The sequence below is a fragment of the Sphingomonas sp. YR710 genome (genome assembly GCF_900101455.1).
Classification (GTDB): Bacteria; Pseudomonadota; Alphaproteobacteria; order Sphingomonadales; family Sphingomonadaceae; genus Rhizorhabdus.
Genome location: NZ_FMZJ01000005.1, coordinates 223,164 through 246,487, shown reverse-complemented (window position 1 = coordinate 246,487; position 23,324 = coordinate 223,164). Strand labels below are relative to the sequence as shown.

General features: G+C 60.0%; 17 protein-coding genes. 11 read left to right on the top strand and 6 right to left on the bottom strand.

Translation table 11 applies throughout. The features are described from left to right. Position 1: 1 nt before the first annotated feature. From BLS13_RS08440 to BLS13_RS08420, 6 genes are all read left to right on the top strand, one after another. Positions 2-436 carry a gamma carbonic anhydrase family protein gene (locus tag BLS13_RS08440; RefSeq protein ID WP_093451312.1) on the top strand — a complete coding sequence of 145 codons (435 nt, stop codon included), beginning with the start codon at positions 2-4 and terminating at the stop codon, positions 434-436. A gap of 527 nt (positions 437-963) precedes the next feature. Further along, positions 964-1,821 carry a sulfotransferase gene (locus tag BLS13_RS08435; RefSeq protein ID WP_093451311.1) on the top strand — a complete coding sequence of 286 codons (858 nt, stop codon included), beginning with the start codon at positions 964-966 and terminating at the stop codon, positions 1,819-1,821. 322 nt (positions 1,822-2,143) lie between these two features. Further along, positions 2,144-2,821 carry a hypothetical protein gene (locus BLS13_RS20305; RefSeq protein WP_143011910.1) on the top strand — a complete coding sequence of 226 codons (678 nt, stop codon included), beginning with the start codon at positions 2,144-2,146 and terminating at the stop codon, positions 2,819-2,821. A 9-nt stretch (positions 2,822-2,830) separates the two neighbouring features. After that, positions 2,831-5,368 carry a hypothetical protein gene (locus BLS13_RS08425; protein ID WP_143011909.1) on the top strand — a complete coding sequence of 846 codons (2,538 nt, stop codon included), beginning with the start codon at positions 2,831-2,833 and terminating at the stop codon, positions 5,366-5,368. Positions 5,369-5,383: 15 nt separating this feature from the next. Beyond that, positions 5,384-6,511, top strand: coding sequence for a glycosyltransferase family 4 protein (locus BLS13_RS20300; protein ID WP_143011908.1), 1,128 nt, complete (start codon positions 5,384-5,386; stop codon positions 6,509-6,511). Positions 6,512-6,685: 174 nt separating this feature from the next. Then, positions 6,686-6,877 (top strand): hypothetical protein, encoded by a 192-nt coding sequence (locus BLS13_RS08420; RefSeq protein ID WP_143011907.1) that lies wholly within the window; start codon positions 6,686-6,688, stop codon positions 6,875-6,877. A 103-nt stretch (positions 6,878-6,980) separates the two neighbouring features. On the opposite strand, the gene BLS13_RS08415 is transcribed toward BLS13_RS08420, so the two are convergent. Together BLS13_RS08415 and BLS13_RS08410 are read right to left on the bottom strand one after the other, a co-directional pair. Further along, positions 6,981-8,285, bottom strand: a complete 1,305-nt coding sequence (locus BLS13_RS08415) for a UDP-glucose dehydrogenase family protein (RefSeq protein ID WP_093451304.1) — start codon at positions 8,283-8,285, stop codon at positions 6,981-6,983. Positions 8,286-8,430: 145 nt separating this feature from the next. Continuing rightward, on the bottom strand, positions 8,431-9,051 hold the full coding sequence (locus BLS13_RS08410) for a CAP domain-containing protein (RefSeq protein ID WP_093451381.1): 621 nt from the start codon (positions 9,049-9,051) through the stop codon (positions 8,431-8,433). A gap of 150 nt (positions 9,052-9,201) precedes the next feature. Between BLS13_RS08410 and BLS13_RS08405 the strand changes: the two genes are divergently transcribed. After that, a complete protein-coding gene (locus BLS13_RS08405) occupies positions 9,202-10,596 on the top strand; it encodes a hypothetical protein (protein ID WP_256325767.1) in 1,395 nt (464 codons plus the stop codon). On the opposite strand, the gene BLS13_RS08400 is transcribed toward BLS13_RS08405, so the two are convergent. The 4 genes from BLS13_RS08400 to BLS13_RS08385 form a co-directional block, all read right to left on the bottom strand. Further along, positions 10,593-12,023 (bottom strand): efflux transporter outer membrane subunit, encoded by a 1,431-nt coding sequence (locus BLS13_RS08400; protein ID WP_093451303.1) that lies wholly within the window; start codon positions 12,021-12,023, stop codon positions 10,593-10,595. The genes BLS13_RS08405 and BLS13_RS08400 overlap by 4 nt on opposite strands. Continuing rightward, the gene (locus BLS13_RS08395) at positions 12,020-15,181 is read right to left on the bottom strand and encodes an efflux RND transporter permease subunit (protein ID WP_093451301.1); all 3,162 of its coding nucleotides are present in this window, start codon (positions 15,179-15,181) and stop codon (positions 12,020-12,022) included. Before BLS13_RS08395 ends, BLS13_RS08400 begins: the two co-directional genes overlap by 4 nt. Before the next feature lie 6 nt (positions 15,182-15,187). Continuing rightward, positions 15,188-16,363: an efflux RND transporter periplasmic adaptor subunit gene (locus tag BLS13_RS08390; RefSeq protein ID WP_093451300.1), complete on the bottom strand. Its 1,176-nt coding sequence runs from the start codon at positions 16,361-16,363 to the stop codon at positions 15,188-15,190. Between the two features lie 151 nt (positions 16,364-16,514). Then, the gene (locus tag BLS13_RS08385; RefSeq protein ID WP_256325772.1) at positions 16,515-18,788 is read right to left on the bottom strand and encodes an ATP-binding protein; all 2,274 of its coding nucleotides are present in this window, start codon (positions 18,786-18,788) and stop codon (positions 16,515-16,517) included. A gap of 220 nt (positions 18,789-19,008) precedes the next feature. Here BLS13_RS08385 and BLS13_RS08380 point away from each other — a divergent pair, with 220 nt between their 5' ends. From BLS13_RS08380 to BLS13_RS08370, 4 genes are all read left to right on the top strand, one after another. After that, on the top strand, positions 19,009-20,328 hold the full coding sequence (locus BLS13_RS08380) for a cystathionine gamma-synthase family protein (RefSeq protein WP_093451296.1): 1,320 nt from the start codon (positions 19,009-19,011) through the stop codon (positions 20,326-20,328). A gap of 85 nt (positions 20,329-20,413) precedes the next feature. After that, complete coding sequence (locus tag BLS13_RS08375; protein ID WP_093451295.1) at positions 20,414-21,391, top strand: adenosine kinase; 978 nt, start codon at positions 20,414-20,416, stop codon at positions 21,389-21,391. Between the two features lie 203 nt (positions 21,392-21,594). Next, positions 21,595-21,900 (top strand): hypothetical protein, encoded by a 306-nt coding sequence (locus tag BLS13_RS20985; RefSeq protein ID WP_256325766.1) that lies wholly within the window; start codon positions 21,595-21,597, stop codon positions 21,898-21,900. A 97-nt stretch (positions 21,901-21,997) separates the two neighbouring features. Beyond that, on the top strand, positions 21,998-23,242 hold the full coding sequence (locus tag BLS13_RS08370) for an efflux RND transporter periplasmic adaptor subunit (RefSeq protein ID WP_256325765.1): 1,245 nt from the start codon (positions 21,998-22,000) through the stop codon (positions 23,240-23,242). Positions 23,243-23,324 lie beyond the last annotated feature (82 nt).

The window sequence follows — 23,324 nt, the reverse complement described above, 5'->3', positions numbered from 1 at the left end:
GATGCCTTCATGTGCGTTCGCGGGCAAGCAGCCCGAACTTCCCGATGACGGATCGGCCTGGGTCGCACCCTCGGCCGATCTGATCGGCGAGGTGCGGCTGGGCCGCGACGCCAGCGTGTGGTCCGGCACGGTGATCCGCGCCGACAACACGCCGATCAGCGTAGGCGACGGCACCAACATCCAGGAAGGCGCGATGCTCCATTCCGATCGCGGCGCCCCGCTGGTGATCGGCAAGAGCTGCACCGTCGGCCACCACGCGATCCTGCACGGCTGCACGATCGCGGACAATGTGCTGACCGGCATGGGCGCGACGGTGCTCAACCATGCGGTGATCCCCGAAAACTGCCTGGTCGGCGCGGGCGCGCTGGTAACCGAGGGCAAGACCTTCGAACCGGGCTCGCTGATCGTGGGAAGCCCGGCGAAGGCGGTGCGGTAGTTGAGCGCCGAAGCGATCGCCGGGATCAGAATGTCGGCCGCGGGATATGCGAAAAAGGCGAAGGCGTTTGGGGAGGGGCTCAGGCGGGCCGACGAGGCACTACCGAGGTTCAACATCGGTTGACGATCATATAGGCGGGTTTAGCGGATCACTTAAACTCGCTTCGCGTTTGTCAGAGTTCGTGGCGAGGCGTGGGCTATCCGCTCAAACCCACTGGCAAGTCGCTCTGCTCGTTAAAAACCTATCTCGATTATGGGCTCGATATGAAATTAGCAGAGGTCGAAACCGACTATCGCGCGTTTGAAATTGCGCAACCAAACTGTCGCACTTGCGATTGAAGGCTTCGAATGTTCCCGCCCGTGATAGAATTCGACCCGCTCCCGCTTATTGTCGGACCTGCATCAGTGACGCTCCGCAAACGATGGTCGGGCGATTGTGAATTGAGTGGTCGTTGCGAGGCTGGCGTTGAGCCATTTATCATATTATGACGTGTTTGAAGCTGCCGCAAGGAGATAATGGTCTGATGATTGATTCCGCAGAAAATTGTTCTGCCTGCCTTCTGGCGGGCATTGTCCTTCAAGCTTGACGAAAATATCGGATTTCATGGTAAAGCAGACAGTATGACAGAGCCCATGTTTATTATTGTTGGCGAACAGAGGTCGGGAACAACTGCGCTCGGGAATTATCTGGACAGTCATCCGGATATTTCCGTTCATCCGGAAATATTTTTGAATTTTCCAACCCAGTATGAAAATTATTTTCCATTCTTTGGGAAATTGGTGATTGAGGATATTCAAAACGCCTACCCTCAGTTCTTTATCATCCGACGCAATCTCAACAGATATTTCGATTATTTAAGAGATAAATCTGGGGCGTCCCGCCATGGCTTTCACCTTAAGTACGACCAATTAAGTTATATTCCAGAATTGTTTAAACATCTTTCCGACCTTGACGTGAAGTGCATTCACATAGTAAGAAGAAACTTACTAGATATCGCAATCTCTCAACTATCACTCAAAATAAGAGAAGAAAATAAATTATCAGCCCATACTGGGGTGAACGATTCAGAGCGTTCTATCAAAGTAAATATTGAAAATGTTGCAGCCCTTTCCGCGCACATTACACGAATAAGGACGAATATATCTGAAAATAGGAAGATATTTTCTAGATTGAAACATTATACAGAAGTATATTACGATGATATATTTGCTGATGGAGATCAGTTATCACTGGCGAATGTCCAGAAATTTATTGGTGTAATTCCGCAGACATTGACAACGTCAATTAGAAAATCTCTTCCGAGTAAGAGCCACGATTCTGTTTCCAATCCAGAAATACTGGATAAGTATTTATCTGTTACTAATATTTCGGAATACTTGCTGTAACGGTTATTGAAATTATTTTTGTACCATGCGCCGGAGCACAGTCACTGAATTCAGGAATGTGAGCAAGTCCGAGGAGAGATCGACAGTCGCACCGCCGTCGATGCGGCCCAATTTAAGCCACGCACCGGCATTTTCAACGCCATCGCCGTCTCCATCACCACCTCAAATCCGCCCTCACGGAAGGACGTAGGTAATTACCTTGTCAGTGGAGCTGAAACGTAATAGCTAAAGTACAGAATCCCATTCTGGGGTTTAGCAGCGATTTGTTGGCGTGATATCAAATTGGGGGCTTTGATCTGTGGTAAATCTACCGACGGGGCCGTTGCTGGCCCTCGCGGAGGTGATTGGCTACGCCGAGGTGCGGGGGCGCCGTGTATTTGGTTGGTGTTTTTATCCGGCTAGGCACGAGGATGTAGCGCGCATCGAGATTTCCGTCGATGGCAAGACACATGTTGCAGTTCTCGCCAACCGCCGTTGGACGGGCGCATTGCCACCGGGCGCCCCACACATATTCTGCGGCTTTGAAGCGCTTTTGGATGTCGAAAAGTCGCAGATTCAACAGGTGAAGGTTGCGATATCAGATGGCCCAACCCTGCTAGAGCGCGAGGTTAACCTTGCCTTTTTCCACAGAGCACATCTTGAAGCCAAGCTGTATGCTAATAACCGGGTAGAAGGTTGGGCTTGGTCACCGCAAGCTGGTGACCGGATCGAGATTGACGTGATAACCGATGATCGGCGTCCGATCACCATTCGTACCGATCGCTATCGAGACGATCTTCGGAACATTGGCATGAAGCATGCTTTGTGTGGCTATTCCATAAATCTCCGTCGTTTGGGGATCGGCTTGGATGTGAGTAGGATACGGCTACGCGCTGTCGGACTAGAGCGAGAAGTGGAGATCATCCCGCCCGCCGAGGTCGCAAGCGAAAACCCGAACGGCTACAGGGGACACTCTGCCTTGATGCTTCAGGCCGCACCCCGTTTCTTAATTACGCTGTAAGGGGTTATCATGAAATCCGCGGCTGCATCAAAAATTGCCTATAACGCCCAGGGCCAGGCGCCGGGAAGCAGCGATCCCGTGCTACGCGACCGTGACCTGAAATTTCGTCGGCCAGTGCGTTCGGCGGCCGAGCAAATTCTCGAAATTGTTGACCGCGAACGCCCGTCACTCGTTACTCTTGACGTATTTGACACCGTACTCTGGCGACCGAGCCGGGTTCCGGCCGATATATTCAGTTTAGTCGGCACAAGATTGTTCACCGAGAAAATGCTGCGTTACGGCCTCGGCCCGGAGCAATTCTCGGTTGCACGTCGGCAAGCGGAACATCGGTTGCGGCTCGAAGCCTTGCAGCAAGGGCGTTCCCCCGAAATTGGGCTGATCGCCGTCTATAGCGCATTGCAACATATTCTGGCCACCGATAGCACGACACTGGATGAGTTTATCTCTGTAGAAGTGGAAGTCGAGCGCAAGGCGCTTCAGCCCGATTATACTCTACAGCAAGTTCTTTCTGGATTACGCGCGCGTAATATCCCACACGCATATTGTTCGGATACATATTTTACCGCTACCGAATTGAAGCGACTACTAAAGAGAGCCGACCCTACCGTCGATAAAATTTGCATTGCATCCTCACACGACGAGGGTTCTGATAAAGCACAGGGTCTACTATCGGTTGTGGCTGCCCGGTGTGGAATAGCGCCAACGGATATTCTCCACATCGGTGACAACCTTGAGGCAGATACGCGCGGTGCCAAGCGCGTTGGCGCGCCCAGCATCCACCTGCCGCAATTTAAAGCTATAGCAAGGGAATTCTTCGAGGGAGAAGAGCAGGCGGCTCGTTTGCTGGGCCTTGACTGGGCGGATTTTCCCGTACGTTGCGGTATCGACGCTATTCGCCGCCAAGTATGGAACGAAGTGATCGGACTCCAGCGCAAAGGCGACCTTGTCGATGAACTGGGGCTGTTAACGGTGGGGCCCTTACTGACTGCATTTGCAGAATGGACACTGGAACAAGCCGAGGCGGCTGGTATTGAACATCTGCTATGCCTTACTCGCGAGGGCATGTTCCTCTCAGAGCTGATAAATATTTTTGCAGATCAACGCGGGAGCAAAGTGAAGGCAATTCCGTTTCTTACTTCGAGGACGGTGACATATCCAACGCTTTTCACCGAAGGCGACATGGCGGAGTTCCAAGCATATTTCTTCAGCCGACGAACTCCGATGACGGCCGCGAGCTTTCTCGCGCGCGCAGGCAGCGCTGAACTCGTCTCTGAAGTGCCGGCCGAACTCAGGCATGTGTTGGTTCGCGGGGGCGATCCGCGGGCTGACAAGGTTTTGGAGGCATTGGTAAGAAGTGCGGCAGTGCGTGCTGCGGTAACCAACTGGTCCATTGGCGTTCAGGATAGCCTAGCCCGCTACGTTTCCCGCGTGGCTGCAGAATCGGATGTCAGTTCCGAAGCGATGATCGGCATGGTCGACCTTGGATGGACAACGCGCTCGCAGACAGTTCTTCGAAAGGCTATGGAGCGCCTTGGCTGGACCGGCGGTTCGATTGGCTTCTATCTGGCAACGGACGAGGCTGCTGCACGCGAAGTCGCCGAAGGCAGCATTTCGCGGGGCTTCTTATTCGAAATGGGGGCGCCGCGCAGTGAATGTCGGGTCACGTTGCGATGTAAGGAAATTCTCGAACAGGTGTGCTCTGCTGACGTGGGATCAGTAGTCGGGTATGACATGGATGGCGCCGTCATCTTTGACCCAGCCCGCCCCCCCGCTTCGCAGCATCGCTTTCTGGCAGGGCTGCGCGGACGAGTCAGAGATTTCTGCCACGCCTATCAAGCCATGTTGGCCGACAACAAAGGCGGTTCTTGGTGCCTTGCCGATATGGCGCCAGCATTGCGCGTAATGCTGGCTCGGTTGACGGTGTGTCCGACCGAGCGAGAACTCACCTTGATTGGCAACTGGGTTCATGACGAAAACAATGGGTCCGAATCAAGCGAGACGATATGCGATCCCTATTTTCTCGAATTAGTTCGATATGCTACGCTTCGACAAATCCATAGCCTACCTGTATACTGGGTATTCGGATTGTTGAAACTAGCTAGGCCTCAAGCACTCGATAGCCTTGTTCTTCTATCTCGTGGCGGCCATATGGTTGGTGATGATCATTGGCACGCGGCTCGACTACAGTTCTTCACAAATGGTGAACTCATAGAAGATTTGGCTGCAGATTATTTCATCGCAAGCGATGGGGTTGGCATCTCATACGCAACCTTTCACCATGCCGGCTGCTTTTCAATCCGCTGGTTTAATTATGGCAGCGATGGGGCGATACGGATCGAACGGGTTCTTGTTGGAAGCAAACCCTCACAAGCGGGTGCGGTGCTCCGAACCGTATATTTCGAACCTGCGAATATATTGCGAGATGGCGAAACTGTGCCCGGCGCAGTAATCGTTAGTCCCGGGATGTCAGTAGAAATCATGCTGCCTATTCTGGATGGTTTATGTGAGACAAGCCTCATCCTCTGCTTGCGACGTGTCGCAGCCTAATACGGATACGATTTGATGCGGATTTCTATCCTCTCACCAGCACCTATCCACGGCTCCGGCGGTTTACGGACTATTTTTACTTACGCCTCCGGGCTCCACGAAGTGGGCTTCGACGTTGAAATTGTCATCCTCGATCAGGTTCCCGGAACACGAAACCTTGAGGCGGAGGCTGCGGATTTCTACGGGATCAGAGGAATTCCAATACGCTATTGGCCTTGCGATTTTTCCGGCAGCGACATGATCGTTGCGACGCGTTGGGATTCAGCGCGCATTGCGCGAGATAGCGGCGCACGCCTCAAGGCATACCTAGTTCAAGATTATGAATCGTTATTTAATGCGATGGGCGATAGCTATATCGCGGGCGAGAACGGCTATCTTTATGGCCTGTCCACGATAACCCTTGGCCGTTGGCTTAACCGGACACTTGCGACAGATTTCGGTAATGACGCGTATCGCATGGATTTTGGAGTTGATACGAGTATTTATTACCCATTTGAACGGAAGACCCGAGCAAAACCCGCCATATGCGCCATCTTGCAGCCAGAAAAGCCTCGTAGATGTGGCGCTTTGCTGATCGAAGCACTGGGCATTGTTGCACACAATTACCCGGACGTACCTATACGTCTCTATGGCGGCGAAGAAGTACCATTGTGGTACAAGGCCGAGCAGATGGGTATTATTACGCCACCTCAACTATCCGAGCTTTATAACGAAAGCACTGTCGGTATATGTATGAGTTCATCCAATCCGTCACGCGTCCCTTTCGAGATGATGGCATGCGGACTGCCGGTAGTCGATTTATATAGAAGTAATAACCTTCTTGATTTACCAGAAGCGGGCTGTTTGCTTGCGCACCAGACGCCCGAATCAGTAGCTGAAGCTATCGCGATCTTGCTCGTTAACACGGAACTTGCGAACGATCTTTCGCGTGGTGGTGCCGAGTTGATGCATCGACGCACATTGCGAGAGGAAACGTGGGGCTTTGTTCGAGCGATCCAAGCTATCGCTGATGGCAAGCCGCCTCAAGAAGACGATATTGCGGCTTCGCTATATAAGCGGCCCGCTGTTATAGGGCGGGCATTGCGACACTCTACAGTTTTTCGTCATTGCGCACGTCAGGTTGAACTGTTGGCGCTGGCCTAAAAGTGTGAATAGTCGGCCGTGAAAAACATCGAAGTGGCTGAGAAGGAACGGTTATTCGATGATGGCAAGTGATCGAGTTTGCTGGACCAGATTCGACGATGAAGCGGGCGATTGTCTTGCAAATTGCTTTTGCCCTGGAGGCGTGATTCGCTACGCCTGACAAGGATGTTGGGGGTGGGGAGGAAGCCGACCGAACGACGCGAGACAGGCCAGCGGGACATGTTCCGCTCGCGTCTCGACCAGATCATCGACATGGGGCACCCACTGGTACGACTGGTGGGCAAGATCGACTGGACTTTCCTCGAGAGCCAGTTTGCGGAGATCCATGAGGACAAGCCGGTCGCTCGCCTTTGGCGACGCGATTGATGGCAGGGCGGGCGATCCTCAAGCGCATTTGCACTATAACAGCTCGTTCAATCGTTCCGTAGCCATCCGGTAACAGCCAACGTCGTATGGTTTGGGGCTCACGTCACCCCCGCCCAATCCCTGCATAGCGCAACCCAACCCGCTCCACATCGCCCTGCGGATAGATATTCCGCAAATCCACCAGCACCGGCTCCTTCATAACCGCCGCTACTCGCCTCAAATCGAGTGCTCGGAACGCATTCCATTCCGTTACCAACACCAGCGCATCCGCCCCCTCGGCCACCGCATAAGGATCGTCCATGAACTCGACCCCACTCAGCACCATCTTCGCCTGCTCCACCGCCTCCGGATCATAAGCGCGCACCTTCGCTCCAGCATCCTGCAATGCCTGGATGATCGCCAGCGACGGCGCATCGCGCATGTCATCTGTATTCGGCTTGAACGCGAGCCCCAGCACCCCGACCGTCTTGCCGCGCACCTCGCCGCCCATCGCATGGATCACCTTGCGGCCCATCGCCCGCTTGCGATTGTCGTTCACCTTGACGACGGCCTCAACGATCCGCAGCGGTACATCATTGTCGTCGGCCGTCTTGAGAAGTGCCAGCGTATCCTTGGGAAAGCAGGAGCCACCGTAGCCCGGCCCCGCATGCAGGAACTTCGATCCGATGCGATTGTCCATGCCGATGCCGCGCGAAACTTCCTGCACGTCGGCGCCGGCTTTCTCGCACAGATCGGCAATCTCGTTGATGAAAGTGATCTTGGTCGCCAGGAATGCATTGGCGGCATATTTGATCAGCTCGGCCGATCGCCGGCCGGTAAACATCAACGGCGCACGATTGAGCGAGAGCGGGCGATAGATGTCCTGCATGATCTTGGTCGCCTGCGGGTTTTCGGTGCCGATGACGATACGATCCGGCCGCTTGAAATCCTCGATAGCGGCGCCCTCGCGCAGGAATTCGGGGTTCGAGACCACCCAATATTCCTGGCCGGGCGCAATCTCGCCGATGATCCGCTCTACCTCGTCGCCCGTGCCCACGGGAACGGTCGATTTGGTCACGATCACCGTCGGCCCCGAGATTGCAGCGGCGATTTCCTTGGCGGCTGCAAACACATAGCTCAGATCCGCATGGCCGTCGCCACGGCGGGAGGGCGTGCCCACCGCGATGAACACGGCATCCGCGCCCGCGACGCCGGCGGCAATATCGGTCGTGAACGAAAGGCGGTTCGCGCGCACATTGGTTGCCACCAGATCGGCCAGGCCAGGCTCATAGATCGGCATGACGCCGGCTTCGATCTTCTCGATCTTCGCCGCATCCTTATCGACGCAGACGACGTTATGCCCGAAATCGGCAAAACACGCCCCCGACACGAGGCCGACATAGCCAGTTCCGATCATCGCAATTCGCATTTACCCACGTCCCCATGCAACCACTAACGAACACCCCATCGACGGGGCCATCCCCCTTCTCTAATCGTTAAACTCTGGATCTCAACGCGCTTCTCCAACGTTTCCAAAGAACTCCGGATTGCCTGGCTGCCGCAATCGATCGGTCTCATTCCGAGGAACGCGAGTGCGGGTCCATGCCTTCGGCAAAGTCGATCGCGCACATCGTGCCATAAGCGGTGTGAAAACCGCACGCCGCGCCCGCAACCCGCAGGACGGCCAGGAAAATCGCCTTGCGGTGGCCACGGTCGCGGACGCCATCGTCGATGATCAATTCGCGCACCACGTCGATCGCCGTTGCCGGTCCATAGGCCAGATCCTCGGCCAGCGCGTGGCGCCACAGCCCGTACCGGCGAACCCGGTCGCTTGGCGTCGAGCCGTCGGAACCGATATGGCCGGTCATTCCCCCCGGCCCCTGATCGCGCACATGATCGCGCGCGGCGCGCGTCAGCGCTTTATCGGCAACGAGCGGCGGCAGCGCCGGCTGCCGCATGAGGAAGGCGATCGCCTCGTCGACCGCGGCGACGCCTTCCTTGGTCATCAGATTCTCGGTCTCTCCGGGGCGACGGACGATCCTGCCACGATAAAGTTCGCGATAGGACCGCAGCCGCTGCGCATAAGCGGATGGATCGGTGCGCGCGAAATTCAGTTCGGCGATAATCTCTCTGGCGATATCCCGCGAACCGGGATCATCGGCGTTGGCGGGCACCGAAAACAGTCCGACCGTCATGGTCGCGAGGATGGGCCAGTGCCATTGCATATCGGAAGACTGGCATCCGCGGCGGGCGGTTGCAACTGCCGGCCAGGGATGTTGCCGATTTCGATGGAATTTCGCAGCGATTTCGGCTTGCGGTACATGAGCCACAAGGGAGCGAGGCGATTGCGCAAGGGACTTTGGCCGGGTGCCGCGCTGGCCGCGATAATGCTGGGCGCCGCGATGATCCAGGCCCGGGCCTATTGGCCCGGCATCATGATCTACGATGCGATCCGCCAATATGGGCAGGCGCTGAGCGGGCATTTCGATGACTGGCATCCCCCCGCCTTTGAATGGCTGTGGCGCCGGCTCCTGCCGATCGCATCCGGGCCCACACCGATGCTCGTACTGCAAATTCTCCTCTATTGGAGCGGCTTCGCACTGCTCGCCAGCTGGGCAATGCGCGGGCGGCGGCCATGGCTGGCGTTCGGTATCGCGGCCTGCGCGACGCTCCCGATTCCGTTCGCCTTGCTGGGCGCGGTGCTCAAGGACAGCCTGATGGCCGGGCTGTTGCTGACGGTAACCGGTCTGCTTGCCTGGAGCCAAAGCGAGGACAAGCAGCAGGCGCACAACCTTACGCGCATCGCCGCCCTGCTGTTGCTGCTGTGCGCCGCCACCTTAAGGTTCAACGCCTTTTTCGCGGGCTTGCCACTCGCGCTGGCGCTGATGCCGGCAGGGTGGCGAAGCCGGCCTCGGCGCTTCGTGATGGTCGCGTTGGCCCTGCTGATCCCGCTGCTGCTCGCACCACCATTCGTAAATCGCGCCTTGCGAGCGGAGCGCAGCGGCGTCGAACTGTCGCTGATCATCTATGACCTGGGCGGGATCACCCGCTATAGCGGGGTCGACGTCTTTCCGCCGCTCGGCATCGCCGATCCGGTTGCCGTCAACGCCCGTTGCTATTCGTCGGTCAACTGGGATCCCTATGCCTGGTGGGGCCCCGCCCCCTGTCCGATTGGCTTCGATCTGATCCGCGCAAGACTGAAGGCAAGCGGCGAAAGCCCCTATCGCTTATGGGTGCAGGCGATCGCCGCCCACCCGATCGCTTATGCCGAACATCGCCTCGGCCACTTCAATGCGAACACTCATTTTCTGATCGATCATGATGCGCAACGCGCGATACCCGCACAGTCCGATCCCAATCCCTGGAATCAGCAGGTGCCGCCCAACCGGCTGTTCGGCATCATCGACAGCATTGCCCTGTGGAGCGCGACCTGGCCGATCGGATGGCCGATCTGCTGGATTGCTTTGGCACTCGGTACACTTGCCGTGGCACCCAGCCTCCCGTCGCGCCGGATAATTATTCCACTGGCCGCATCATCGGCCGCCTACGGCCTGGGCTATCTGCTGGTCAGTGTCGCATCCGAAACGCGCTATCACCTCTGGACGATGAGCGCCGCAGCCATCGCAGCCGTGATCGCGGCCGCCGATATGGCCATAGCGCCGGTGGCAAGGCGTCGGCTGCTGCCGGGCCTGGCACCATTGATGATCGTCACCGTGCTGGGCTGCGCCTGGCGGATCTAGCGTTTGATCGGCGCGCCCATCAGCATGTCGCCGCCGAGACTGCGGTACATTGTAACGAGATTGTCAGCGCGCACGAGCCGGACCGACGCCAGCGAACGCCGTGCTCCATAAAAGGTCCGCTGGGCGTCGAGCGTGCTCAGATACGGATCGATTCCCTCGCGATAGCGCGCTTGTGCGAGCTGATAATTGTCGCGTGCGGCGGCCTCGAGATTGGCCTGCGCCGCATATTGCCGATCGATCGTCCCGCGCCGCGCCAGCGCGTCGGCAACGTCGCGAAACGCCGCCTGGATCGCCTGCTGATATTGGGCGACGGCCACTTCGCGCTGCGCCTTCGAATATGCAAGGTTCCCTGCATTGGCTCCGCCGTCGAACAGCGGCAGAGTGGCCGACGGCGCCACTGACCAGGTGAACGCTCCGCCTGTGAACAGGCTGGACAGGGCCGAACTCGCCAGCCCTGCCGCGGCCGTCAGGCTGATTGTTGGGAAGAAGTTCGCACGGGCGGCGCCGATCCGGGCATTGGCCGCGCGCAATCGATATTCGGCCTGCACCACGTCGGGGCGCCGCAGCAATATGCGCGAATCAAGACCCGCTGGTAGCTCGCCGAGCGAGCCGTCCACCGCCTCGATCGACCCTGGCAATTCCGAATCGGCCACCGGCGCCCCGACCAGCAGATCGAGCGCATTGCGATCCTGCGCGACGATCGTCGTCAGATTGGCCCGGTCCGCCTGCGCCTGCGCAAGTACGGTCTCCGCCTGCCGCACGTCGGTGCGCGGGGCGATGCCGCCCTTGAGCCGCGCGCGGGTCAGATCAACAGTGTGAGTGGCACTCGTCTCGGTATCGGCTGCGATGGCGAGCAGGCTGCAGTCGGTAGCCAAGGTGAGCCAGGCGCTCGCAATCTCGGAAACCAGCGTCAGCCGCGCGGTTCGCGCCGCGGCCTCGGTGCCCAGATATTCCTGCAGTGCCGCCTTCGTCAGGCTGCGGACCCGGCCGAACAGATCGATCTCGAACGCCGACATGCCGACATTGGCGCTATAGGTCGTGGTCCTGGCACTGCTTGCGTTCGAAGCATTGCTGCTTTGCGTAGCCGTGCTTGTCTCTCCAGTCGTTACCTTGGCATTGGCGTCGACCGCGGGCAGCAGTTCCGCGCGCTGAACGCGATATTGCGCGCGCGCCGAAGCGACATTGGCCAAGGCAACTCGCAGATCCTGATTGTTCGCCAGCGCGCGTTCGATCAGCGCCTGCAGCCGTGGATCGCGGAAGACATCGCGATAGCTTACCGTCGGCAGTGCCGCTTCGCCGGCCGAAGGATAGGCATCCCCTGTCGGCCAGCCCGGCGCTATCGCCGGCTTGGGCGCGGCATATTTCGGCTCGAGCGTACAGCCTGCCAGCAGGGCTGCGTTGAACAGGATGCTCATGTTGCGCTTCATGCGGCAGCCTCGTCCGCGCGATGCTCGTGCCGTAACCTCGGCACATGAAGATAGCGGCGCACGAGCACAAAAAAGAGCGGCACGTAAAAGATCGCGAGCGCCGTCGCCGTCAACATGCCGCCGATCACGGCCGTACCGATCGCAACCCGACTCTGCGCCCCTGGACCTGTCGAGATCGCGAGCGGCAATACGCCGAAAATGAAGGCAAAACTGGTCATCAGGATCGGGCGCAACCGCAGCCGCGCGGCTTCCAGCGCAGCCTGGAGCGCTGGCTTGCCATCCTTCTCTGCCAGTTCGGCAAATTCGACGATCAGGATCGCATTCTTCGCCGACAGGCCCATGGTGGTGAGCAGGCCCACCTGGAAATAGACGTCGTTGCTCAGGCCCCGCAATGCGACGGCTATCGCCGCGCCGACCAGTCCGAGCGGCATCACGAGCATCACCGCGACCGGGATCGACCAGCTTTCATAGAGAGCCGCAAGGCAAAGGAACACGACCAGGAGCGAGAGCGAGTAGAGGATGGGCGTCTGACCGCCCGAAAGCCGTTCCTGATAGGACAGGCCGCTCCAGGCGATCGCTGTGCCCGGCAATTGCGCCGCCAGTTGCGCCATCCGCTCCATCGCGTCGCCGCTGCTCTTGCCTGGCGCGGCATCACCCTGGATTTCGAAGGCCGGCAGCCCGTTGAACCGCAGCAGCGTAGCCGGTGCCACCCCCCAATGCGTCCGCGCAAATGACGAGAAGGGTGCCATTTCGCCAGAGCTGCCGCGCACGAACCAGGTCGAAAGGTCCTCGGGGCGGCTGCGAAACGGCGCGTCGCCCTGGATATAGACGCGCTTCACCCGGCCGCGATCGACGAAGTCGTTGATATAGGCACCGCCCCAAGCCGCAGTCAGCGTCGAATCGACTGCGGTTTGCGATAGCCCAAGCGCCCCGATCTTTTCCGGATCGAAGTCGACCGCCAACGTGGGATTGTCTTCCAGCGAGTTCAGTCGAACCGATGTCAGCGCCGGATCTTTTTGGGCTGCCGCCATCAATTCGTCGCGGCGCGCCTTGAAGTCCGCACGACTCAGGCCACCACTGTTCAACAGCTCCAACGTGAACCCGCTGGATTGGCCAAGTCCGCGCACCGGCGGCGGGTTGAGCGCGAAGAACTGCGCATCGCGCATGCTCGCAAGGCTCTTCGTTGCCCTTCTCGTGAAGGCCTGCGCCGAATTCTCGGCCCCTGCGCGTTCATCCCAGGGTTTCAGAGACAGGAAGCCTCGTCCGGCATTCTGACCTCCACCGCCCTGTCCCTGGCCGATGACAGTATAGATTGCGCCGAGATTCTTCTTTTCCTTGACCAGAAAATACTGCTCGATGGTGCGGGCCGCCGCCAGCGTTCGCGCCTGCGTCGCGCCCGGCGGCAACGTATATTGAATCTGGGCGACACCCTGATCCTCGATCGGCAGAAAGCTGGTCGGGAGATAAGTGAACAGCACGATCAGCAGCACGACGATCGCAACGAAGACCAGCAGTGCAGGGATTGCCCGGCCGACCAGCCACGCAACACCATCGCGATAGCGGTCGGCCGTCCGATTGAACCACACATTGAACCTTTCGCCGGCTTGATATGCAAAGCGCGCGAAGCGATTGTCCGATTTCGAATGGTCATCCGGTCGTTTGAGCAAGGTCGCTGCCAGCGCCGGTGACAGGATCAGGGCCACGAGCACCGACAGGGCCATTGACGAGACTAGCGTGATCGAAAACTGACGGTAGATCACGCCGACCGAACCGCCAAAAAAGGCCATGGGCAGGAACACGGCGGACAGCACCATCGCAATCGCGATCAGCGCCGTCTGGATCTCATCCATCGATTTGATCGTGGCGTCGCGCGGCGAAATTTCCGGCTCCTCGGTCATCACGCGCTCGACATTCTCGACGACCACGATCGCATCATCGACGAGCAAACCGATCGACAGCACCATGCCGAACAAGGTGAGCACGTTGATGCTGAAGCCCGCGACTGCGAGGATCCCGAAAGTGCCGAGCAACACCACCGGCACCGCAATCGCAGGAATCAGCGTAGCCCGCCAATTTTGCAGGAAGACGAACATCACGATCACGACCAGGATGATCGCCTCGATCAGCGTCTTGATGACCTCCCACACCGACACCTTGATGAATGCCGTGCTGTCGTTCGGGAGCGAATATTTGAACCCGTCCGGGAAGGATTTTGACCGCCGCTCAATCTCGTCGCGCACCAGCTTGGAGGTCTTGAGCGCATCAGCCCCCGGCGCAAGCTGGATGGCGATGCCCGCACCAGGGTGGCCGTTCAGCCGGCTGAGCGTGGTGTAATTCTCATTGCCGAGCTCGACCCTCGCGACATTGCTCAGCAGAACCTTCGATCCGTCACTCTGCGACTTGACCAGAATGTTGCGAAACTGCTCGGGCGTGGTCAGCCGCGAACGCGCCGTCACCGTCGCGCTGAGCATCTGGCTGTCCGGAGACGGCTGAGCGCCGATCTGGCCAGCGGCCACCTGCGTATTCTGCGCCTGGATCGCTGCGATTACATCCGACGGCATCAGCTGATAGCTGGCGAGCTTGAACGGATCGAGCCAGATCCGCATTGCATATTGGGCGCCAAATACATTGAGGTCGCCAACGCCCCGCAGACGGCCAATCGGATCCTGGAGATTCGAGACGAGATAGTCGGATACGTCGCTGCTCGTATGGCGATCGGTCTCATCATAGATCGAAATCACGAGCAGAAAATCGTTGTTCGCCTTGGTGACGACCAGCCCCTGCTGCTGCACCTGCTGCGGCAGGCGTGGCAGCGCCTGCTGGACCTTGTTCTGCACCTGAACCTGGGCGATGTCCGGATTGATGCCTTTGTCAAAGGTCACCGTCACCGTCACCGAACCCGACGCGCTCGACGTGGCAGAGAAGTAGATCAGCCCGTCAATGCCGGTGAGTTGCTGCTCGATCACCTGGGTGACGCTCGATTCGAGCGTCTCCGCCGACGCGCCCGGATAGTTCGCACGGATGTTGACCGACGGTGGCGCGATGTCCGGATATTGTTCGACCGGAAGCGAGAGGATGCCGCCGATTCCCGCCAGCATGATCACGATCGCGATCACCCACGCGAAGATCGGGCGATCGATGAAAATCCGGGAGAGCATCGACGATCAGCTCTGCGGTGGGTGCGCCGCGCGCGGCCGGGGTTCGGTACCGGCCGGCACAGCTATGATCTTCATGCCCCGCTTGATTCGTTGCAGCCCTTCCACGATCACTTTGTCGCCCGGCTTGAGGCCGGCGGTCACCAGCCATTTGTCGCCGATCGTACGATCGGCCGTCACGAGCTGCGATATGGCCTTGCCGTCGGCACCGACGAGCATGACCGTCGCTTGCCCCTTGGGATCACGAGACAGCCCCTGCTGCGGCACCAGAATCGCATTTTTGGCCGTCGCCTGCGACAACCGCGCACGAACGTACATTCCCGGCAACAACAAGCCGTCGCGATTAGGGAAGGTCGCGCGCAGCGTCACCGTGCCGGTGCTCGGATCAACCATGGCTTCGGAAAACTGAACCTTGCCCGCTGCGGGATATTGGCTGCCGTCCTCGAGTTGAAGATGCGCCGTCGCGGCCGACGGAACCGCGCCACCGGACGCAAGCGATCGCCGCAGCGCCAGCAGATCGGCGCTCGATTGCTGGATATCGACGAAGATCGGATCGAGGCGCTGGATCGTTGTCAGCGGGCTCGTTTGGCCTGCCGTGACGAGTGCGCCCGTCGTGAACAACGAACGCCCGATCCGTCCCGTGATCGGCGCCGGCACCTTCGTAAACCGCAGGTTGATGTTCGCTGCCTCCAGCAACGCGCGGTTCTGCGCGACCGCTGCGCTGGCCTGCTTCGCGGCCGCAGCGGCGTCGGTATAGTCCTGCTGACTGACGGCCTCCATCGCCGCCAACGGTTTGTAGCGGCTGGCCTTGGCCTCTGCTGCGGCGCGCGTCGCGGTGGCATTAGCGAGATTGGCGCTCGCCTGGTCCGCCGCCGCACGATAGAGGCTGGGATCGATCTGATAAAGCGTTTCGCCGGCGTGGACGATCGCACCCTCGACGAAATTGCGTGCCTTGATGACGCCGGACACCTGCGGGCGAACCTCCGATGTCTCGTAAGCCGAAGTCCGCCCCGCCAGTTCGAGAACCAGGGGAACCGACTGCGCCTTGACGACGACATAGCCGGCTTCAGGCGGAGAAATATCCTTGCCGGGCTTCTTGTCGCCGCACCCGGCGAGCAGGAGCACCAGCGGAAGCGCAAGCCTGAAGGATCGCTTGAAGCAAGCGGAAAAGAACTCGACTTGCATGCCGTTGGGCTACCGGACGGTGCAGCGCAATGTCAATCTATGAGTAGCGTGTTAACCGGGAATTTTATGACAACGTCAACGCTTCCGGGAAATCCCCTCAAAAGCGAGTACCACCGGGCACTAAAAACCGAATCGCGGCAGCCTAGCCGGATCAGTTCTGAGGAGGTCCCACCAAACAGACCCCTTGTGCAAATGCAGCATCCAGGCTTTCTGCGAGATGCTTCTGTCGGAACGGCTTGGCCAGTCTGACGATATTTTGAGGAAGATCGAGATCCGGTGTCGTATATCCCGTAATGAGCACCACCGGCAATAATGGCCTGGATTTCCGTACCTCTGCAATCAGCGCCGCTCCGTTCATACCGGGCATCATATAGTCGGTCACCATCGCCTCAATCGCGGAGTCTCCGCGCAACCGATCGAGCGCCTCGGCGGCCGAAGCTGCAGGCACGATATCATAACCGAGTTCGGCCAAAAGTTCGGCGGTTCCCGCACGGACCAACGGCTCGTCATCAACGAGAAGAATTCGCCCCCGGCGCCCCCCGGCTGGCCCGGGCTGTTCACGCGATTCCGTCGGCGCCTGCACCGCCTGATCGCTCGCCGGCAACCATAAGTCGATTTGCGTGCCTTTGCCCCGTTCGCTCGTCAACTGGAAACCACCGCCCGATTGCGCCGCAAGACCATGCACCATCGACAAGCCCAGGCCGGTTCCCCGGCCATGTGCCTTCGTGGTGAAGAACGGTTCTATCGCGCGCAAACGGGTGCTCTCATCCATACCGCGCCCTGTGTCCGAAACGGTGATGCGAACATAATCTGCCGGTGGCAGGCCACTGCCTGCGGCTTCCCGATCATCGCTGACGGCAATCGCAAGACTACCACCGTCAGGCATGGCATCGCGCGCATTGACCGCAAGATTGAGGATCGCCATTTCAAGCTGGTTCGGATCCACATGGGCAACGGCCCGCCCTATCGTAGGTGCTATCCGAACGACCACTCCTGCCCCGAGAGAGTGCTGCAGAAAGTCGCTCATGCCGTGAAGCAGCGCTCCGACGTCAACGGCGCGCGGCCGCAGCGCCTGTCTCCGCGCAAACGCCAGGAGACGCGCGACGAGTTCCTTTGCTCGCTCGGCTCCGCCCAACGCCGCATCGATAAGCCGCGCTGCCTTTTCGTCATGACCTAAGCGACGCTGAAGCAGATCGAGCGCCCCCATGATCGGCGTGAGCAGATTGTTGAAGTCGTGGGCAACGCCACCAGTCAGTTGGCCTAGCGTCTCCAATTTCTGCGCTTCGTGCAGTTGCGCAAGCGCCGTTTCCCGCTCAGCCAGCGCCGTTTCGACACGCTCGGCCTGCGACGCAGTAAGCGCCTCGAGTTGCCGATCGCGGGTAGCCAGACTTGCTTCAGCCTGAGACAGCGCCGCGGAGATTTCGGCAAATTCCTTGATCCGCGTCGGCGACCCAGTGAAGTGCTCTCGGCTTCCGAGCGCGCGCGCCTGAGCCGCGAGGTTTTCGACACCACGGGAGACGACCCGCGTCCATTGGAACGCCAGCAGCCCACCGACCTGCATCAGGACGAGGACAATCGCGAAGCTTCCTAAAAGAGCCGGGATCACACCGCCGGAAAATTGCTTGCGCGGCGCCGCGACGATCACAAACCAGCGGCTGACCTGCGCGCGACCGAAAGCCGCATATGTAGGCACGCCATCAGAATTGCGGAGGCTGAGCAACCCCGCATCCTGCGCCTTGGCGCTGGCGAAGAACTGGGGCGCCCGCGTTCCGATATAGTGTTGGTGTGTCCCGCTGCGCCACACGATCGCGCCGCGGCTATCCAGGGTCGCCACATTCCAGCGGGCAGGAAGATGTTGCCGCTCGAATAATCTGCCCAGCGCCTGCGGGCGCATGATCACGGAAATAAAATATTCAGTACGACCTCCGATCACCACCGGAACATCGACGCACGTTATATGCGGCTCGACCAAACCAGAGGTCAGATCGCAGATATGGGTCAGCCCCTTGTCCAGCAAAGGCCAGATCTTCGTCGGGTTTTTGCCCCGCGGCAGTACCGCGTTGTCGGGCAACCGCGTATTGACGAGTTGACGGCCGTTCCTGTCACCGACGACGATCCAGGCGTCCGGTTCGTGCAGCACTGCCATAGCCTCGCGCCGGACGGACGGCCAATCGCGTTTTTGCGCGCTGGGAGACACTGCCAGCGCGCGCAACATGGCTTCGTCGCGGGCGAACATGCCATCAACGACTTCGGCGAGCGCCCGCGTCGTATCAACCATCTGCCTTTTGGCTTGGTCGCGGGCAAAGCCATAAGCAGCCCAGATGAGAACCGCCGAGCTCGCAAGGGAGAACGCCATCAATATGGCAAGGAGGCGGAGAAATCCCAGCCGGATCGACTGGGGGCGCTTATTACCGAGGCCCGGCATATAACTCACTATCCGGCACGCTCCTATGTTGCAGACCCGTGCTCGCGCCAACTTAGGCTGGGTGTAGCAAAGCCCCCTTCCCGAGACGAGCGGAGAATATATCGGAGATTCACGTATCTCCCGCCTCCTCCGCATCCTTTTTGTCACTCTCGGCTAACCCGGTGCCCTCGAAATCGTTATGGTGCGTTCATGAGCACACGGATGTGGTGAGGTAAGTCGAATGGCACGCGAGACCAACGAGAAGGGAAGCGATTCCGGCAACACCACACCACGCCGCCGGGCGAAGGCCGACATACGCGAGGTTGGCGGCCGGCGCCTGCAACCATCGACCCTGATGATGGGGCACGGCTATGATCCGATGCTGTCCGAAGGCGCGCTGAAGCCGCCAATCTTTCTCACCTCGACCTTCGTTTTTGAAAGCGCCGCGGCCGGCAAGCGCCATTTCGAAGGCGTCACCGGCAAACGCCCGGGTGGTGCGGAAGGGCTTGTCTATTCGCGCTTCAACGGCCCCAATCAGGAAATATTAGAGGATCGGCTCGGTATCTGGGAGGATGCGGAGGAGGCCCTTTCTTTTTCCTCCGGCATGTCGGCGATCGCCACGGTGATGCTGGCCAGCGTTCGGCCTGGCGATACGATCATCCATTCCTCGCCGCTTTATGCCGCGACCGAGACCCTGATCGGCAAGATCCTCGGCCGGTTCGGCGTCCACTGGCTCGATTTCCCGGCCGGTGCCACCCGCGCCGAAATTGACGCAGTGATGATGCGGGCAGCGAGCGGACGCGTGGCGATGATCTACCTCGAAAGCCCCGCCAATCCCACCAATGCGCTGGTCGACGTCGAAGCCGTCCGTGCGAGCCGCGACGCAACCTTTCCAGCCGAGGCACGCCCGCCGATCATTATCGACAACACCTTCCTCGGCCCGCTCTGGCAGAAACCCTTGATCCACGGTGCGGACATGGTGATCTACAGCCTCACCAAATATGCCGGTGGCCATTCCGATCTGGTCGCCGGCGGCGCGGTCGGATCGAAGGCGGTAATCGATCCGGTGCGGGCGATGCGCAACACGATCGGCACGATTCTCGATCCGCATTCGGCATGGATGCTGCTGCGCAGCCTCGAAACGCTCGAGCTGCGAATGACTCGCGCCGGGGAAAATGCGGCCAAGGTCTGCGCCTGGCTGCGCGATCATCCCAAGGTCGAGCGGTTGAACTATCTCGGTTTCCTCGATGAAGGCAGCCGGCAAGCCGATATCTTCAACCGCCATTGCACGGGCGCCGGTTCAACCTTCTCGCTCTATCTCAAAGGCGGCGAGCGCGAGGCATTCGCTTTCCTCGACGCGCTGAAGATTGCGAAACTGGCGGTCAGCTTGGGCGGCACAGAAACCCTCGCCAGCCATCCGGCGGCGATGACGCACCTCTCGGTCCCCGATGCCCGCAAGGCGGCGCTCGACATCGGCGACAATCTCGTCCGCATCTCGATCGGCGTTGAGGATGCGGGTGATCTGATTGCGGACTTCGAACAGGCGCTCGATATGGTTTGAGCATCGATCGAGGTTGACTTGGCGGATTTCCATTTTGGCTTTTTGACCCTACAGCGCGGACGATAAGCCAGCCACAGGAGTTCCAATGTCCGCACCTTCGATCGATGTTCTCGGCATCGGCAACGCCATCGTCGACGTGATCGCCCACGCCGACGATGCTTTCCTCGATGCCCAGTCGATGCCGAAGGGCGGGATGGCACTGATCGACGAGGAGCGCGCCGAAGCGATCTATGAGGCGATGGGTGCGGGCATCCAGGCTTCGGGCGGATCGGCCGGAAACACCATCGCGGGAATCGCCTCGCTCGGCGGCAAGGCCGGCTATATCGGCAAGGTGAAAGCCGATCCGCTCGGCCATGTCTTCACCCATGATCTGCGCGCAATGGGCGTGCACTTCGACACCCCGGCCGCGACCGAAGGCCCTGCCACCGCGCGCTGCCTGATCCTCGTCACCGCCGATGCGCAGCGCACGATGAATACCTTTCTCGGCGCCTGTGTGAACCTCACGCCGGATGATATCGACGAGCAGATCGTGGCATCGGCCGGCATCACCTATCTCGAAGGTTATCTGTTCGATCCGCCGCACGCCAAAGAAGCATTCCGCAAGGCCGCCCGTATCGCTCGCGACGCGGGCCGCAAGGTTGCCCTGTCGCTGTCGGACAGCTTCTGCGTCGCCCGCTACCGCGATGAATTCCGGGCGCTGATCGACGAGCATATCGACATTCTCTTCGCCAACGAGGATGAGATCATGGCTCTGTATGAGAGCGATCTCGATACCGCGATCGCGGCGGTCAGCAAGTCCGCGGGCATCGCCGCCATCACGCTCGGCGCCAAGGGGTCGATGATCGTATCGGGCAGCGAGCGGATCGCGGTGCCGGTCGCCCATGTCTCGCAGGTCGTCGACACGACGGGTGCAGGCGATCTCTACGCGGCCGGCGTCCTCCACGGGCTGTCGCGGGGCCTGCCACTGGCCGAATGCGGCCGTCTCGGCAGCATCGCCGCCGGCGAAATCATCTCGCACTTTGGTGCGCGGCCGGAAACGCCGCTCGCCAGCCTGATCGGCTGATGACAGGAGCCGCACAGGCCGGCCGCTGAAAGGCCGGCCGGCCTAGCCGGGTTCATGATAAAGCGGCCAGCATCCCCAGAAATTTGCCATCATTACGGCTACGAACCGGCAAACCGATCACCCCCGATTATGTCGCCTTTGAAATCCTCCTGCGGAAATGCGGTGCTAGAGACAGGCGCGCGGGGATATCGAAGGAGTGTCCTATGGCCGGCTATCGATCCTTTCTCTGGTCCGGTAAACGGGGGATCGTCGGGCATGATGTCGGCCCGGTGGCCGATGGCCAGACATGGCTTTCGCGGATCAATCTGATCGGCAAAAAGGCCGTGCGCTTGCGCCAGATGCGCGCGGTCGCGGCGGATGTCGAATCCAGCTCTGCGGACCGGGTCCGCGCGGCGCGGCATCATCTGCGTCAGGCACAACGGCTGTTGCGCGCGCTTGGCGAAAGCGATCTCGCCGAAGAGGCCGCACTGTTGCGTGACTGCGTCAAACAATGCGGTTTTCGAACCTGACCTCCGCCGCTCTGGAAACATTTCGGCCGGACATCGTTGCGCATGCCAAACATCCGCGCTTCATCACGGCCCCCCGCACACAAAGAAAGCACCGCAATTGACGACCGGATCCGATCGCTTCCTGCGTCCCTCGCGACGCAACGCTCTGATCGCGCTGGCAGCGCTCGTGCTGGTCGGGCTTGCCGCATGGTATTTCACCCACGGCAAGACAGCTTCGAGCCGGTCCGGCCGACGGCCGGCAACGACCGTCGGAGTGGCCAAGGCCAGCCTCGCCAACATGCCGGTAAGCTTGGCGGAGATCGGTACAGTCCAGCCCGTCATCACCGCCACGGTACGTCCGCAGCTCTCCGGCAATGTGTTCAGCATCCACTTCACCGAGGGGCAGGCCGTCCGCAAAGGGCAGTTGCTGGTCCAGATCGATCCACGCCCTTACCGCCTCGCGCTGTCGCAGGCCCAGGCCAACCTGACCCGCGACATGGCACAGCTCAATCTCGCCAAGGTCGATCTCAACCGCTACCGCACCCTGCTTGCTCAGGATTCGATCGCACGGCAGCAGGTCGAGACGCAGGCCGCAACCGCGAAGCAGTTCGAAGGCACGGTCGCCGCCGATCAAGCCGCGGTCGGGGCGGCGAAGCTCAATCTGGCCTATACGGCCGTTACGGCGCCCGTCGCCGGGAAGATCGGCCTGCGGCAGGTCGATATCGGCAATTATGTGACGCCGGGTGACACAAACGGCCTCGCCGTCATCACCCAGGCCGATCCGATCGACGTAAGCTTCGCGGTGCCGCAAAACCAGTTGCCCGCCATCCAGCGGCAGATTGCGAGCGGCGCCTCGCTGCCGGCGGTCGCGCGCGATCAGAACGGCGCGACCATACTCGCGCAGGGACGTTTTCTGACCTTCGACAATCAGATTGATGCGACCAGCGGCACCGTGAAAGCCAAGGCGCGATTCGGCAATGCCAAGGGCACCCTGTTCCCCAACCAGTTCGTCAATATCAGCCTGCTGGTCGATACGCTGCACAACGCCGTCACCGTACCGGTGAGCGCAGTCCGGCACGGCGCGCAGGGCGACTTCGTGTTCGTCCTCCAACCCGACAAGACCGTGAAATTGCAGGTGGTGAAGACCGGACCCAGCGACACCGCGAAGATCGTGATCGCCAGCGGCCTGCCCGCCGGCGCGACCGTCATCACCGAAGGCGCCGACAGTCTCGACGACGGATCCACCGTGACCCTGCCGGGCGACAAACCGCGCGGTGCAGGCGGCAGCGGAGGTGGTGGAGCCGGCGGTCACAAGGGCAAGCACCATCGCGCTTCCGCCGGCGGGGACGGCGGCGGCCAGTGACGGAAATCCAGGCCGGGGTGCCCGAAACAGGCACCGCCAATCCGTCGCGGCCGTTCATCCTGCGGCCGGTCGCGACGACCTT

What these genes read in the sequence shown, in the direction of transcription:
- BLS13_RS20985 (WP_256325766.1), top strand. Translation starts at nt 21,595, where the DNA reads ATGGCCGGCTATCGATCCTTTCTCTGGTCCGGTAAACGGGGGATCGTC.
- BLS13_RS20300 (WP_143011908.1), top strand. Translation starts at nt 5,384, where the DNA reads ATGCGGATTTCTATCCTCTCACCAGCACCTATCCACGGCTCCGGCGGT.
- BLS13_RS08375 (WP_093451295.1), top strand. Translation starts at nt 20,414, where the DNA reads ATGTCCGCACCTTCGATCGATGTTCTCGGCATCGGCAACGCCATCGTC.
- BLS13_RS08410 (WP_093451381.1), bottom strand. Translation starts at nt 9,051, where the DNA reads ATGACGGTCGGACTGTTTTCGGTGCCCGCCAACGCCGATGATCCCGGT.
- BLS13_RS08390 (WP_093451300.1), bottom strand. Translation starts at nt 16,363, where the DNA reads ATGCAAGTCGAGTTCTTTTCCGCTTGCTTCAAGCGATCCTTCAGGCTT.
- BLS13_RS08385 (WP_256325772.1), bottom strand. Translation starts at nt 18,788, where the DNA reads ATGCCGGGCCTCGGTAATAAGCGCCCCCAGTCGATCCGGCTGGGATTT.
- BLS13_RS08400 (WP_093451303.1), bottom strand. Translation starts at nt 12,023, where the DNA reads ATGAAGCGCAACATGAGCATCCTGTTCAACGCAGCCCTGCTGGCAGGC.
- BLS13_RS08440 (WP_093451312.1), top strand. Translation starts at nt 2, where the DNA reads ATGCCTTCATGTGCGTTCGCGGGCAAGCAGCCCGAACTTCCCGATGAC.
- BLS13_RS08425 (WP_143011909.1), top strand. Translation starts at nt 2,831, where the DNA reads ATGAAATCCGCGGCTGCATCAAAAATTGCCTATAACGCCCAGGGCCAG.
- BLS13_RS08380 (WP_093451296.1), top strand. Translation starts at nt 19,009, where the DNA reads ATGGCACGCGAGACCAACGAGAAGGGAAGCGATTCCGGCAACACCACA.
- BLS13_RS08415 (WP_093451304.1), bottom strand. Translation starts at nt 8,285, where the DNA reads ATGCGAATTGCGATGATCGGAACTGGCTATGTCGGCCTCGTGTCGGGG.
- BLS13_RS08395 (WP_093451301.1), bottom strand. Translation starts at nt 15,181, where the DNA reads ATGCTCTCCCGGATTTTCATCGATCGCCCGATCTTCGCGTGGGTGATC.